This is a genomic window from Denitrobaculum tricleocarpae, assembly GCF_007004665.1.
In the GTDB taxonomy this organism is placed as follows: domain Bacteria; phylum Pseudomonadota; class Alphaproteobacteria; order Kiloniellales; family Kiloniellaceae; genus Denitrobaculum; species Denitrobaculum tricleocarpae.
In genome coordinates, this window is the sequence record NZ_ML660052.1 from 287,419 (window position 1) to 301,201 (window position 13,783).

Genomic DNA, 13,783 nt, shown 5'->3' on the forward strand with positions numbered 1-13,783 from the left:
GCTTGTCCATCAACAACACTTCGGTTATGATCGTAGTATGATTGAAGGTCCCTACATTGCGGAGGCGGCGGCGCTGATTGGTGACCCCGCGCGTGCCAATATGCTCTCGGCGCTCATGGATGGCCGCGCGTTGACGGCGACCGAGCTCGCTCATGTCGCCGGCGTGACGCCGCAAACGGCGAGCGGTCATCTGGCGAAACTCAAGGAAGCCAACATGCTGGCTGTCGAGCGGCAGGGCCGTCATCGCTACTTTCGCCTGGCCGGTCCCGAGATCGCGCAGGCAATTGAAGCGATCTCCGTCGTTGCGCAGCAGGGCGCGCCCCGCCATCGCCCGACGGGCCCGCGTGATGAAGCCATGCGTTTTGCCCGCACCTGCTACGACCACCTTGCCGGGCAGGTCGCGGTAGCTGTTGTTGAGCGCTTCGTCGAGCTCGGTTACCTGGCCGAGGGCGATAACGACTTCGAGGTCAGCGACAGGGGGATTGCCGCTCTGGAGGATTTTGGGGTCGAGATCGAAAGCCTGCGCGGGAAGCGGCGCGCCTTCGCCCGGCGGTGTCTAGATTGGAGCGAACGGCGGGCCCATATCGGCGGCGCGCTCGGCGCGGCTTTCCTCGCGCGTTGCGAGGCGAAGGGCTGGCTTAAGACCAAGACGGGCAGCCGCAGCGTGACGATCACGGATGCAGGCCGCAAGGGGCTCTCAAAATTGTTCGGGGTGGTGTTACCGGCCTGAAGTCGGATTAATCGACGACCAATCTCGGTTGGGCCGGTGGCGGAAGTTCCGCTGCGTCGTCTTCGGCGTCCTCAAGCTGCAGTTCCTCGATCCGTTCGCCGCGCTTGGTGATCTTGTCCGCGGAGGTTCGGATGTCGCGAATATCCCGGTCCGCTTGCTGGAAATGCCGCTGCAGCTTGTCCACACGGTCATCCAGGCGTCCGACGTCCAGCATCATCTTCTGAACTTCTGACTGGATGACCCCGGCCTGCTCTCGCATGCGGACGTCTTTCAGAACGGCGCGTACGGTGTTCAGGGTCGCCATAAGTGTGGTCGGAGAGACGATCCAGACGCGCGCCCTGTAGGAATCCTCGACGACATTTCGGAAGTTGGCGTGCAGCTCGGCGTAGACCGCTTCGCTCGGAAGGAACATCAGCGCAGATTCCGCAGTTTCACCAGCGACGATGTAACGCTCGGCGATGTCTTTTACATGCTTGCGCACGTCCGCAACGAAGGTCCGGCGTGCCTGAAGCGATGCCGCGTCGTCTTTCGCCTCTTGTAGAGCCTGATAGCTTTCCAACGGAAACTTTGAGTCAATCGCGATCGATCCCGGCGGATTTGGCAGGTGCAGCAGGCAGTCGACGCGCCGGTTTTCGCCAATTGTCGCCTGAAAGCTGTAGGCTGAGGGCGGCAGGATCGAGGTGACGATATCCGAGAGCTGGACTTCGCCGAAAGCGCCGCGCGCCTGTTTATTAGCCAGGATATCCTGCAGTCCGACCACCTGAGACGAGAGTTCTGTGATGTTCTTCTGGGCCTGATCGATCACCGCGAGGCGCTCGCCCAAAGCGCCCAGGGCGGTCTGATTCCGCGTGGCATGATCCTGCAAGCGATCCCCAACCCGTTTTGTCAAGTCGCCAAGGCGTTCTTCCAGGAGTTTGCCGATGGCCCTTTCCTGAGCCTGGAAGCGGTCGGCGGTCTGGGCCTGAGTCGCTGCCAGAGTCTCGGTCAGTTGGCTGATCCGCCCGGTAAACTCGACGCCGTCGCGACCGTCTTTCTCCGCCGCTTTACGCATCGAGATCATCGCGAAAACGCAGAAACAAAGAGCAGCGACCGCCAGGGCGGCGATGACGAGAGCGACGAGAGTAAGATCCATATCCATTCCAAACGGAGTTATATCTACCAGTCTCTATGTTTCTGTTTCGTTCTGCAAGCCATTCACAGAAGGATCACACCGCAATTGATCGAATCCGGCAGCGCTCAGGTTAACACTTCCACCGCCTCCGTGGCAGGCCTGCTGTTGAAGACTTTTTATGCATTTACCTGGATAATTGGCCCTGCTGGTGGTGAGTTTCAGTGGTGAAGTGCCTTGACGCCTTTACCTCGCCGCAATACCTAAGGGTTAGTCTCAACTCGAACGACTTGATGTGAAGATCGATTATGGCTCTTTTGCCCATCATTACCGCCCCCGACCCACGGCTGAAACAGGTCTGCGCGCCCGTTGAGCAGGTGGACGATGAGGTTCGCAAACTGCTCGATGACATGCTCGAAACCATGTACAAGGCACCGGGCATTGGTCTGGCGGCTCCGCAGGTCGGAGACTTAAGGCGCGTGATCGTGGTCGACGTGTCGCATGATGACGAGGAGAAGGCACCCCTTAAGATGGTCAATCCTGAACTGACCTGGGTGTCTGACCATGACGCGAGTTATGACGAGGGCTGTCTTTCTTTACCGGAGCACTACGCCGAAGTGGTGCGTCCCGCCGAAATCAAGGTGGCATATCTGGATGAGCAGGGCCGGAATCAGGAACTCGCTGCCGAAGGCCTCCTGGCGACCTGCATTCAACACGAAATGGATCATCTCGAGGGTATTCTCTTCGTCGATCACATCTCGGCCCTGAAGCGGAACATGATCCTGCGTAAACTGCTGAAGGCCCGCAAAGCGTCCGCGCCCTCGGAGCTTGAGAAAGCCGGCTGATCATTGTGGTCTATCGGCCGGACGGCATAGCCACTATGCGGCAGCCGGGATTGCCTAGCATCGCGACTCCCTGATAAAGAAGGATCTGTCACCGCGCCTGTAAATCTGCGGCGTGGCAGGCGTTGTCTCCGTGATTCAGGGAAGAGTAATGACGCGGCTGAAACTAGCCTTCATGGGAACGCCCGACTTTGCGGTCTCGAGCCTGCGCGCTCTAGCGGATGCCGGACACGAGATTGCAGCCGTTTACTCCCAGCCACCGCGTCCTGCGGGAAGGGGCCATAAGGAGCGTCTGTCGCCGGTCCATGCCTATGCGGCCGCGCAAGGATGGCAAGTTCGAACCCCGAAAAGCCTTAAGAGCGAACAGGAGCAGGCCGACTTCGCGGCCCTGAACCTGGACGTGGCTGTCGTCGCGGCTTACGGACTCATTTTGCCCAGAGCCATTCTTGAAGCGCCGCGGCTTGGATGCCTGAATGTTCATGCGTCCCTTTTGCCTCGCTGGCGCGGCGCCGCGCCGATCCAGCGGGCGATTCTCGCCGGTGATAGGGAAAGCGGTGTGACCATCATGCAGATGGATGAAGGATTGGATACAGGTGGAATGCTTTGCAGCGAGCGCCTGCCGCTCACCGATCAAACCACGGCGTCCGACCTGCATGACCGTCTTGCCGAGCTGGGTGGCAAACTGATCGTCGGCGCCCTGCGCGGGGTCGCGGCAGGAGAACTTGAAGCGACACCGCAGCCCGACCAGGGCGTGACCTATGCCGCCAAACTGGAGAAGTCCGAAAGTCAGATCGACTGGCATCGTCCGGCCGTTGAACTGGCGCGGCAGGTGCGTGCCTTCACCCCGTGGCCCGGCGCGGTTTTCCCGCTTGGCAAAGATCGTATCAAGCTGCTCGAAGTTGAAGCGGTCGAGACGTCAGGGCCGGCAGGTTTGGTTTTGGATGACGCGCTGACTGTTGCCTGCGGTGAGGGTGCTTTACGTCTGCTCAGGCTTCAACGCCCGGGTAAGGGGGCCATGGCAGCGAAGGATTTTCTGAATGGATTTGCGCTCCCCGCCGGGACCGACTTGCTTCAAGGCAAGAGTCCATGACCCGCTATAAACTTGTCGTCGAATATCACGGCGGCGACTTCGTTGGTTGGCAGCGTCAGGACAATGGTCCCAGCGTGCAGGCCTCTATTGAGCAGGCGGTTGCAGACTTTTGCGGAGAGACGGTCGTGGCCTCGGCATCGGGGCGCACGGATGCCGGGGTTCACGCGCTGGGGCAGGTGGTGACACTGGATATTTCCAAAGACACCGATGCGAACACGGTCTGCAAAGCCCTCAACGCGCATCTGCGGGACGTGAGGGTTGCGGTTCTTCAGGCGGATGCGGTCGCGGAAGACTTTCACGCCCGGTTTTCGGCAACTGGCCGCCGTTACCGCTATCGGATCGTGAACCGGCGTGCACCGTTGGCTCTGGATGAAGGGCTGGCCTGGTTCGTGCCGGTGCCCCTGGATGCTGATGCGATGCATGTGGCGGCCCAGTGTCTGGTCGGTCACCATGATTTCAGTTCGTTCCGGGCCAGTCAGTGTCAGGCTAACTCGCCAATGAAAACTCTGGATGAGATTTCGGTCGCGCGCCATGGCGAGGATATCCACATCACAGTCGCCGCGAAGTCCTTTCTGCATCATCAGGTGCGCAACATCGTGGGGACCCTGAAGCTGGTCGGCGAGGGCAAGTGGAATAGCGACGATTTTAGAGCGGCGTTGGAGGCCTGCGACCGTTCTGCCGCCGGACCGACAGCGCCGGCCCATGGGCTCTATTTTGTCGGGGTGACATTCGAATGAAGTCTGGATTTGGGGCTGAGGCCGAATGAGCGGCTCGCGCCCGGGAGCGCCTCAGTTTGACCGCTTTACGGCGCTCATGATCCCGGTGGTCCTGATCTCGGCAAGTTTCTGCAGCGTCCTCTCAACGGATCTATATCTGCCCTCTCTGCCGTCTCTACCTGACTACTTTTCGACCAACGCCCAGAGCGTGCAGCTGACCATGAGCCTGAACCTGGCAGGTTTCGCGCTCGCGCAGTTGATCCACGGACCCTTGTCTGACCGTTTTGGCCGCCGTCCCATTCTGCTGATCGGCATGATCGGTTTTCTTCTGACGACTCTGGCCTGCGCCGGTGCGCAATCGATCGGACAGCTGGTGACCGCGCGCGCGATGCAAGGAGCTGCCGCGAGCGCCGAGGCGGTTCTGATCCTGGCAGTCATTCGCGATCTCTACGATGACACCAAGGCCGCAAAGATGCTCGGGGTCTACGGGATGTCCATATCCGTTGCGCCTGCGATCGGCCCATTGATCGGTGGCTATATTTTCGTCTGGTTCGGATGGCGGGCAAACTTTCTGCTGCTGTCCATTCTTATTGCTCTGATCACCTTCCTGATCTGGCGGTACCTTTCCGAGACGACGACTCCCGATCGCAATGCCTTGAGGCCAAGTCGGCTGTTCTACGGATACCTGGGCCTTTTGCGAAAACCGGACTACATGATTTACGTCGTCGTTTTGGCACTCTCGCTCGGCGGCCTCTTCGCCTTCATCGCCGCTGCGCCCTTTGTCCTGATCGACCGTCTTGGCGTGAAACCTCAGAACTATGGGTATTATCAGGCTATTGTCGTTGGGGCTTACTTCGTCGGGAACCTGATCGCCAACCGCATTGTCGAGAAGATCCCGAGCGAATGGCTTCTTCGGGCGAGTCTTGTTCTCATGGCATTGGGCGGCGGCCTTCTGCCGCTGCTGCTCCAGGCGAACCTGGAAACTCCGCTGGCCTTAGCAGGTGCCATGTCTTTTTTCGGGCTGGGACTTGCATTTATTTTCGTCACGGCACCGGTCCGGGCCCTCGCAGCCGCGGGAACCGGGGTGGGTCTTGCCTCTGCACTGCTCAGTGCGATCCAAATGGGAGGCGCGGCCTTGGGGGCTGCGGCGATCAATGCCTTTTACGACGGCAGCGCTTATCCCATGGCAATTACGGTTGCTGCTTGTGGTGTTGCCAGCTTGGTGATCTACGAGGTTTGGCGCTTGAGGAATTAAAATCCTGACTTCAAGTGCCCGCTGACTCAAGTTCCCGCTGACTCAAGTGCGCCGGCGCGTACTGCCGAGAATGCTGACGTTACCTCAGCCGCCGGTACCGGACATGCCACCCGTCACGGCCATGATAATGGACTGGGCCAGGGTCCATACCAGCGCGATCATCATCTCGATGACGACTGCACCAAAACCTGCGGGAAGCGAGATTTCCAGGCTCCGGCTGTAGATAAAGATTTCGTAGGCGAGAGCATAAAGCGCCAGCCCCAGGAAGACGAGCAGTAGAAGCCCGGACGGCTGGTTTGCTGCCTCACCTGGCGTGGCGAGCCCCACGGATGAGGGATCTCCTGCGTTCGCGATGATGGTGGAAAAAATAAGACCGACTGGCAAAAGAAGACAGGCGTAAAATACGCGCGTCCAATTCAGCGCGACGATACAGCCGATAAAATTCTTCTCCCATCCTATGACGTTGCATACGCCCATGAAAATCAGTGGGAAGACGAAAAGGTAGGCGATGTTGCTCATGAGCATGCTGAGAATGCTCAATAGATTGACGGGCAGTTGCGGTGCAAAGATGAAGGATACGATCGTCATGACCGGGACCCAGAAGACCGCCGCGTAGAAGGATTTCCAAAAGCCGTCGACGCTCTTGTCGAAGTAGCTCACGGCGTTCGAATCAAACCGCATAAGCCGCCAGGCGCCGTACAGCGCGGTTCCAACCTCTGTTGAAGAGGGCTTCATGCCTTGAAATAACCTTCCAGTATTCCGCCGTAGATCGCTTCCAGTTGTGTAAGGTCTGAAAGCGGAACCTGCTCGTCGACTTTATGGGCCGTGTCGTTCAAGAGCCCCAACTCGGCAACCGGGCAAAAATCCTTGATAAAGCGCGCGTCCGACGTGCCACCCGTGGTACCGAGTTCTGGTGTCTGTTGCGTGACGTTCGCGACAGAGCTGACAACAAGGTCGCTGAAGGGGCCTGGCTTGGAGAGGAAGGATTCACCCGAAACCTTGAAGTCGAGGTCGTAACGGCCGCCAACCCTGTCCAAGCGCTCACGCACCCAATCCAGCACGCCCTTGCTGCTGTAAAGATCGTTAAAGCGGACATTGAACATTGCCCTGGCATCGGCCGGAATGACGTTTGTCACCGGATTGCCGACATCGACGGATGTGATTTGCAGGCTGGTCGGCGGAAAGTGCTCGCTGCCGCCATCAAGCGGCTCCGTCGATATCGCATGCAGCATACACACGAGGCTGTGGACCGGGTTGTCGGCAAGCTGAGGATAGGCGGTGTGACCCTGTGTGCCACGCACCGTCAAGGTGCCGTTCATGCTGCCGCGCCGGCCGATCTTAATCATATCACCGAGACGAGCGTTGCTGGTGGGTTCGCCGACAAGGCAGCAATCGAGTGTTTCGCCCCGCGCGCTCATCCACCGCAGCACCTTGCGGGTGCCGTTGATGCTGACGTCTTCTTCGTCGCCTGTGATCAACAGGCTGATCGAGCCATCCAAGTCGCGGCCTCGTTTATTCAGGAAAGCGGCCAGCGCCGTGACAAAGCAGGCGATGGAGCCTTTCATGTCGACGGCACCACGTCCATACAGCACGCCGTCGATAATCTCGCCACCGAAAGGATCGACCTTCCAGGCGGCGGCGTCGCCGACCGGGACCACATCGGTGTGACCCGCGTAACAGAAGTTGGGACCGCTGCTGCCAAGACGGGCGTAGAGGTTCTCAACGTCTGGTGTGCCCTCGTCCGAGAATGTCATACGGTGACAGGTAAAGCCCAGATCCGTGAGAATTTTTTCAAGAAGAGTCAGTGCACCGCCTTCGACCGGCGTGATCGAAGGACAGCGGATCAATTGCTGGCTAAGTTCAATGACGTTGGGAGTAGCTGTCATGTCTCGCGATCTATTCTGCCTCCGATCAATCGCGCAATAGATCGTTGATGGAGGTCTTCGACCTGGTCCGCTCGTCAACCTGTTTGATGATGACCGCGCAGTAGAGGCTGGGGCCGGGCGTGCCATCGGGAAGCGGTTTGCCGGGAAGAGCGCCAGGAACGACGACCGAATAGGCCGGCACCCGGCCCATATGGATCTCGCCGGTTGTCCGATTGATAATCTTGGTCGATGCGCCGATAAAGACACCCATCGAAAGAACCGAGCCTTCTTCAACGACGACGCCTTCAACCACCTCGGAACGGGCGCCGATAAAGCAGTTGTCTTCAATAATTACAGGTCCGGCCTGAAGGGGCTCCAGGACACCACCGATTCCGGCGCCCCCCGAGAGGTGGACATTCTTGCCGATTTGGGCGCAGGAACCGACTGTGGCCCAGGTATCAACCATGGTGCCGCTATCGACGTGCGCGCCCAGATTCACGAAGCTGGGCATCAAGACGACGCCGGGCGCGATGTAGGCGGAGTGGCGGACGGTGCAGTTCGGCACCGCGCGGAAGCCTGCTTCCCGAAAGCGGTTTTCCCCCCAGCCCTCGAACTTGGATGGGACCTTGTCCCACCAGTTGGTTGCTTGTCCTGGACCGCCGGGAATCGGGCTCATGTCGTTGAGGCGGAAAGACAGCAAGACCGCTTTCTTGAGCCACTGATTGACCTGCCATCCCTCGGCGGTTTTTTCGGCGACGCGATAGGTGCCTGCATCCAGGCCGTTCAGGGCTTCACTTACGGCGTCACGGACTTCGCCGGTTGTCGTGGTCGAGATCTGGTCACGGTTGTCCCAGGCGGCATCGATGGCGGTTTGCAGGTCAGAGGCGTTCATAACAATTCCATAGCGTGAAGGTCCTAAACGACGCCGGGTCCCGGCACCTCGGTTAAGCGCCAGAATCGAGCCGTGGGAAGATGCGCGAGGGGCCCGGTTCTGTCAATGACTCTGGCGGCCGCTCCGGAGCCGAATTTCAGCGGAGAACAGGGGAAGACACTTACAGTGCTGATGCCGTCAAGCGGCTCACAATCGAGAAATTGACAGATCACTCCGCGGCCGGGTCCAGAGCGATCGAAGTCAGCCAGTCGACAAGGTCGTTTGTTCGATAGTGCACGTAGGTATTCTCCGAGCCACGCGCGCTGCCGTTACCATAGGTTTCCAGCCACACTGTTGTCATGCCCATGGCCGCAGCGGGCTCAAGATTCCGGGCTGTATCCTCGAAAAAAATCGCTTTGGACGGGTCAACCTGCAGGCTTGAAGTGAAGTCCTCATATGTCTCACGGGCCGGCTTTGGAAGGAAGTTGGCGCGTACAATATCGTAGATGTCGCTGAAATGCGTGGCAATGCCGAGCTGGTTCATGACGTTCAATGCGTGCGGCACCGAAGCATTGGTGAAGATGACCTTGCGTCCCGGTAAGCTGCCCAGGACACGATCGAGCTCGCGATTGGGAGTGATTCCGGAGACGTCGATTTCGTGCACGAACTCGAGGTAGCTCTGCGGATCTATGTCATGGAGCGTCATCAAGCCGCGCAAGGTCGTACCATGCTCGCGAAAATACTGCTTCTGAAGTGTGCGCGCGCTCACAGGGTCCAGTCCCAGAAGCTGTTCCACAAACAAACCCATCCGCCGGTCGACTTGATCGAAAAGACTGGAGGATTCCGGGTAAAGCGTGTTGTCCAGGTCGAAGATCCAGGTGTCGATGTGTGAGAGGGATACCGCATCTTTTTCGATATCGCTGTCCCGGAGGCTTGGGATGTCGGACTGGCTGATCATAACGCTCTCGTTAAACTCGGGACTGGCCATTAGAGATGGGGTCGCACGTCGGCTATAAGTAGCGCCCGCGTTCCAAAATCTCCAAGGTGTATTCGCGATAAGTCATGCCAAGCTCCCTGGCGCGCTTAATTCGCATCCGGACAACCTCGATCGGTGGCGACTTCCAGACTTCCTCCTTGGCCTTCTTCCAGCAGACTCTCGCCCATGCGTTCGATTGATCCAGCGGCGGGCCGTTGTTGTGACCTATGGGAGGAGGCGTGGGTTGTGGTCCGCGGAGGGCCTGGAGCTCTGCTTCGCGATAGCCGGAGGCGCTGCGCCGGCCGTAGGGCCAGAGTCTTCTCCGGGCTCTTGTCACGAGGAGTAACCCTTGATGCTGGCAGGTTTTGTCAATTTCAATTAGATTCCACTATCGCGCAAAAAATCTACTATAATGATGCTTTGGGATAAATGACTGAAATACTCGATGTTGCGGAGCTTGGAGACCGGATACGAAGTCTGCGTTTATCACGTGGGTTTTCTCTTCAAGACCTCTCGGGGCAGGCGTCTGTGAGCGTGAGTATGCTCTCGGCCGTGGAGCGGGGCGACAAAGTGGCTTCAATCCAGATCCTGCATCAAATTGCGCAAGCATTGAAGACATCAATCGACCGCCTGATCGAAGACGAGGCTCCACCTCGCGTGATCCTGTTGCGCCGTGTCGAGCAGGCAGTCGTAAATGATGGGTCAGGCTGGGTGCGCAGGCTGCTCTCGCCCGCCCTTCCCGGGCTCGAGTTCGAGATGACCCGTACACGCCTCGAACCCGGTGTCGAAGCAGGTGAATCTGGCCTGTGGGGTAGGGGTTTCCGGGCTTATCTCGCTGTTGAAGATGGGGCGCTTACCGTGATTCTGGACGGGCGAATTTTTCACCTAGAAACAGGCGACAGTGCTTCCTTTGCGGGTGACAGCAGGTCCGTTTTTCGCAACGATAGCAATGCGACTTGTATTTACTACTTTTGTCTGAGTTCTGTGCTTTAGTCTGTTTCGGCGTGGTCCGATAGAAAACGAAAAGTCGCATAACAGCTATTCGATATCCGCTGTGAGTCTCACAACTCATTGTTTTTAAATAATTTAAATATCCAGCATTGAATGAATTCAGGCGTGTTTTGTTTGTGCCGAAACACTGGATTTAAGTGGCTGTTAACGTGATTACGGCAGTGTTTCGAACCTGAGCTGAAGGTATCGGCTCCGGCATAAAATGTTGCACAGTTGGTTTCTCAGGATGAGCGTTCGATTATGGCGAAAACACAGCCTTTAGCGGTTTCACAGCAGCCGGCACCAGATGAGCAGGACAAACGCTCGCCCGGCAGCTTTGCCGATCTCGCTCTTTTCGCTCCTGGCGGCCCCTTCGAGAGCTATCCCGGTGCCGCCATGGTGGTCGGCCGGAATGGTTTGGTTCTGGGCGCGAATGCCGATGCTGCGGCACTTGCGGGGCTGCTGCGCAGCGATCCTCCTCAAGAACTTCTCGCGGCGATCGAGGCCGCGCTTTACGGAAAATCCGCGCAGGTGAACCCACTTCTCGTGCGCTCCCGGTCACAGTTCGGAGGCCTCGACGATGTCGAGGCCGCGGGCGGTATCTCGGCGGCCGGAGACAGTGCGACGGGCCGCCGGCAAGCATCGGGGGGCGACGCACCTGTAGAGCAGGCCTTGGATGTTGCGGTTCTGCCGTGGGTTGAAGGTGCGGCGGCTCTGCTGCTGGGCCGTGATGTCACGCTGGAACGCAGCTTGCGTGCGGCCTTGGTTGAATCGCGGCAGCGCTATAAAGATCTGGTTGAAATCTCATCCGACTTTTCCTGGGAGACGGATGCAGATGGAGACTTCACCTTTGTCTCACCCCGTGGCGCTCTTGGCTATGCGGCGTCTGAGATTGCGGGGAAGTCCGGAAGATCCTTGCTCGCTGACCCGCAAGGTCTGTCTCCCTTCAGTGTGACATCGGCGATCAGCGAGCAGGAATGCTGGGTGCGTGACGCGGACGGAGAAAATGTCTGTCTTCTGGTGACCGCCCTGCCGTTGACAACTGCAGAGGGCGCTTGGGGAGGCGCTCGCGGTCTGTGCCGGGATGTTACGGATCTGCGCAGCCAGGAAGTGGCGCGCGCCGGGGCCCATCACCGGGAACGTTTACTCGGACATATCCTCCGGATGGTGCGGGATCAGATCGAACCGGACCGTATGCTCGCGACGGCCGCCAGTTCACTCTTGCCGGCCTTGCCCGCCTCGGGCGCTGTCATTCACAGCAAAAGCGAAGATGGCGGGATGATTGCCGCTGCGGTTGCTGGTGAAGCGGTCCCTGAGGCCATGCTCGCGGCACAGGTCGAAGCAGTGCTGAAAGGGGCGGTTGAGGTCGAAACCGGAGATGAAACCGGTGTCGCCCTGTCCCTGGCCACCCAGTACGAGGGCGAGATCAACGGTGTTGCAACGGTTTGGCGGTGTGAAGGAACGCGCGCGTGGCAAGCGGAAGATCTTTTCGTCCTGCGTGAAGTCGTCACCCAGTTGGGCCTCGCCAACCGTCAGCTTGTCCGGCAGGAGGAACTGGAAAGGCTGTCCGCCACCGACCCGCTGACCGGACTGCTCAACCGTCGCAGCTTTACCGAGGCACTCGAAGCGCGCTTCGACTGGGCCAGAAAGCGTGGCAGCTCGGCGGCTTTGTTTTACATCGATCTGGATAATTTTAAGCAGGTGAACGACCGTTTCGGCCACCAGGCCGGCGATGACGTCCTCTTGCGCGTTACCGAGATCCTGCGCGCCCACATCCGCAACAGGGATGTTGCGGCGCGTCTTGGCGGTGATGAGTTCGCTTTGTTCTTCGATGACATGTCGGCTGATGCCGTGGCAGGCAAAGCCAAGGAGCTGCTCAAGGCATCCGAGCAGTTGAAGGCTCAGTCCGGTAGCCCCGAGCATCCCTTGGGTTTCTCTCTTGGGATTGCAGCATGGGATCCGGGGTCTCAGGAGAGCCTGAATTCGCTGGCGGAACGGGCCGATACCGCCATGTATGCCGCGAAGCGGCGGGGGAAGGGCGGCTTTGAAGTCGCCGCAGCAATTGGCGTGACCGAATAATGGGGAAAGCAGCAGCCGTGTCCGATCAGACACAAATATCATACGAAGAATCCAAGGAGCTTGCGAAGGATTCAAACATTTCCGTTCGGCTCGATCTTGCGCGAAGAAGTGACGTGCGCCCTGAGATCCTCTATTTCCTGGCCGAGGATCCCTCAGCGGAGGTCCGCCGTCAGATTGCTTCGAACAGCCTGACGCCGATCCAGGCTGATCTGATCCTGGCCAGGGATAGCGATGAAACTGTCCGGATCGATCTCGCTTCAAAGATCTCTGCGCTGCGTCCTGAGTTGGACAGTGACCAGCGGGAAAAGGCCGGACGTTACATCGCCGATGTTCTTGATATCCTGGCGCAGGATCAGACCACGCGAGTTCGTCAGGTCCTCGCGGACACTCTGAAAGATGCCACTTATGCACCCGTGGCGGTGATTCGGCGCCTGGCGGCGGACGTCGAAGATGTTGTCGCCAATCCGATCCTGCAGTTCTCGCCAATCCTCAGTGATGAGGATCTTCTTGAGATCATTGACGGTGGCTGCGCCAGCGGCCGCCTGTGTGCGATTTCCCAGCGGCAGGGCCTGGGGGAGGCGGTCGCCGACGCAATCGTGTCCACGGACGACCGGGGCGCGGTGACGGCATTGCTTGAAAACAAATCCGCGCAGATCCGCGAGGAGATGCTCGACAAATTGGTCGAGCAGGCGCCACAGGTTGAAGTCTGGCATAAACCTCTTGTTGAGCGTCCGCAGCTCTCGCCAAAGGCAACCCGTCGGCTTGCGACTTTCGTTGCCAAAGCCCTGCTGAAAACACTTGAGCGGCGCGCCGGGCTTGATGAAGAGACGGCCCAGATGCTCGAAGCAGAGATGACTCGCCGGCTTAAGGAGGAAGAGGGCGGCGATGATGATTCACTTAAGCGGGCGCAAGAACTCCATGCGGCAGGTAAGCTGGATGACGAGACGCTGTCGGAAGCCTTGATTTCCGGTGACCGGGGTTTGGTGCGCTGCGGACTGGCCGTTCGATCCAAGCTCTCGATGGATCAGGTGAGCGAGATTCTCGCTTCTCGTTCTGCAAAGGGGGTCACGGCCCTGGCCTGGAAGGCGGACTGTTCCATGCGCTTCGCCATGCAGATCCAGCAACAGCTCGGTGGGATTCCGCCCAAGCAATTGGTGCATGCACTGGACAACGGTGGCTATCCCATGGGTGACGAGGAACTGCAGTTCCAGTTGGAGCTCTTCCAGAAATCTTGAAGCGGGGCTAACGCGGGATGTGGCAG

General features: G+C 58.9%; 13 protein-coding genes. 8 read left to right on the top strand and 5 right to left on the bottom strand.

All coding sequences use genetic code 11. The features are described from left to right. Positions 1–37: 37 nt before the first annotated feature. Positions 38–730, top strand: a complete 693-nt coding sequence (locus FKG95_RS01290; RefSeq protein ID WP_142894382.1) for an ArsR/SmtB family transcription factor — start codon at positions 38–40, stop codon at positions 728–730. Between the two features lie 7 nt (positions 731–737). Here the strand turns inward: FKG95_RS01290 and FKG95_RS01295 are convergent, their stop codons facing one another. Then, on the bottom strand, positions 738–1,862 hold the full coding sequence (locus tag FKG95_RS01295) for a DNA recombination protein RmuC (protein ID WP_246116647.1): 1,125 nt from the start codon (positions 1,860–1,862) through the stop codon (positions 738–740). Positions 1,863–2,146: 284 nt separating this feature from the next. Here FKG95_RS01295 and def point away from each other — a divergent pair, with 284 nt between their 5' ends. The 4 genes from def to FKG95_RS01315 all read left to right on the top strand — a co-directional run bounded on the left by def (position 2,147) and on the right by FKG95_RS01315 (position 5,741). Continuing rightward, complete coding sequence (gene def / locus FKG95_RS01300; protein ID WP_142894386.1) at positions 2,147–2,683, top strand: peptide deformylase; 537 nt, start codon at positions 2,147–2,149, stop codon at positions 2,681–2,683. A gap of 148 nt (positions 2,684–2,831) precedes the next feature. Beyond that, positions 2,832–3,770, top strand: coding sequence for a methionyl-tRNA formyltransferase (gene fmt / locus FKG95_RS01305; protein ID WP_142894388.1), 939 nt, complete (start codon positions 2,832–2,834; stop codon positions 3,768–3,770). After that, positions 3,767–4,507, top strand: a complete 741-nt coding sequence (truA, locus tag FKG95_RS01310; protein ID WP_142894390.1) for a tRNA pseudouridine(38-40) synthase TruA — start codon at positions 3,767–3,769, stop codon at positions 4,505–4,507. Before fmt ends, truA begins: the two co-directional genes overlap by 4 nt. A gap of 25 nt (positions 4,508–4,532) precedes the next feature. Next, positions 4,533–5,741 (top strand): multidrug effflux MFS transporter, encoded by a 1,209-nt coding sequence (locus tag FKG95_RS01315; RefSeq protein WP_142894392.1) that lies wholly within the window; start codon positions 4,533–4,535, stop codon positions 5,739–5,741. 84 nt (positions 5,742–5,825) lie between these two features. Here FKG95_RS01315 and FKG95_RS01320 read toward each other — a convergent pair whose 3' ends face one another. From FKG95_RS01320 to FKG95_RS01335, 4 genes are all read right to left on the bottom strand, one after another. Continuing rightward, positions 5,826–6,476 carry a hypothetical protein gene (locus FKG95_RS01320; RefSeq protein ID WP_142894394.1) on the bottom strand — a complete coding sequence of 217 codons (651 nt, stop codon included), beginning with the start codon at positions 6,474–6,476 and terminating at the stop codon, positions 5,826–5,828. Continuing rightward, a complete protein-coding gene (dapE, locus tag FKG95_RS01325) occupies positions 6,473–7,627 on the bottom strand; it encodes a succinyl-diaminopimelate desuccinylase (protein ID WP_142894396.1) in 1,155 nt (384 codons plus the stop codon). The genes FKG95_RS01320 and dapE overlap by 4 nt, the downstream gene beginning before the upstream one ends. A gap of 25 nt (positions 7,628–7,652) precedes the next feature. Then, a complete protein-coding gene (dapD, locus tag FKG95_RS01330) occupies positions 7,653–8,498 on the bottom strand; it encodes a 2,3,4,5-tetrahydropyridine-2,6-dicarboxylate N-succinyltransferase (RefSeq protein ID WP_142894398.1) in 846 nt (281 codons plus the stop codon). 208 nt (positions 8,499–8,706) lie between these two features. After that, positions 8,707–9,435: a pyrimidine 5'-nucleotidase gene (locus tag FKG95_RS01335; protein WP_142894400.1), complete on the bottom strand. Its 729-nt coding sequence runs from the start codon at positions 9,433–9,435 to the stop codon at positions 8,707–8,709. 447 nt (positions 9,436–9,882) lie between these two features. Here FKG95_RS01335 and FKG95_RS01345 point away from each other — a divergent pair, with 447 nt between their 5' ends. The 3 genes from FKG95_RS01345 (at position 9,883) to FKG95_RS01355 (ending at position 13,757) form a co-directional block, all read left to right on the top strand. Next, positions 9,883–10,446: a helix-turn-helix domain-containing protein gene (locus FKG95_RS01345; RefSeq protein ID WP_142894402.1), complete on the top strand. Its 564-nt coding sequence runs from the start codon at positions 9,883–9,885 to the stop codon at positions 10,444–10,446. A 258-nt stretch (positions 10,447–10,704) separates the two neighbouring features. Further along, positions 10,705–12,522 (top strand): diguanylate cyclase, encoded by a 1,818-nt coding sequence (locus FKG95_RS01350; RefSeq protein ID WP_142894404.1) that lies wholly within the window; start codon positions 10,705–10,707, stop codon positions 12,520–12,522. A 17-nt stretch (positions 12,523–12,539) separates the two neighbouring features. Continuing rightward, positions 12,540–13,757 carry a DUF2336 domain-containing protein gene (locus FKG95_RS01355; protein WP_179953872.1) on the top strand — a complete coding sequence of 406 codons (1,218 nt, stop codon included), beginning with the start codon at positions 12,540–12,542 and terminating at the stop codon, positions 13,755–13,757. Positions 13,758–13,783: the final 26 nt, after the last annotated feature.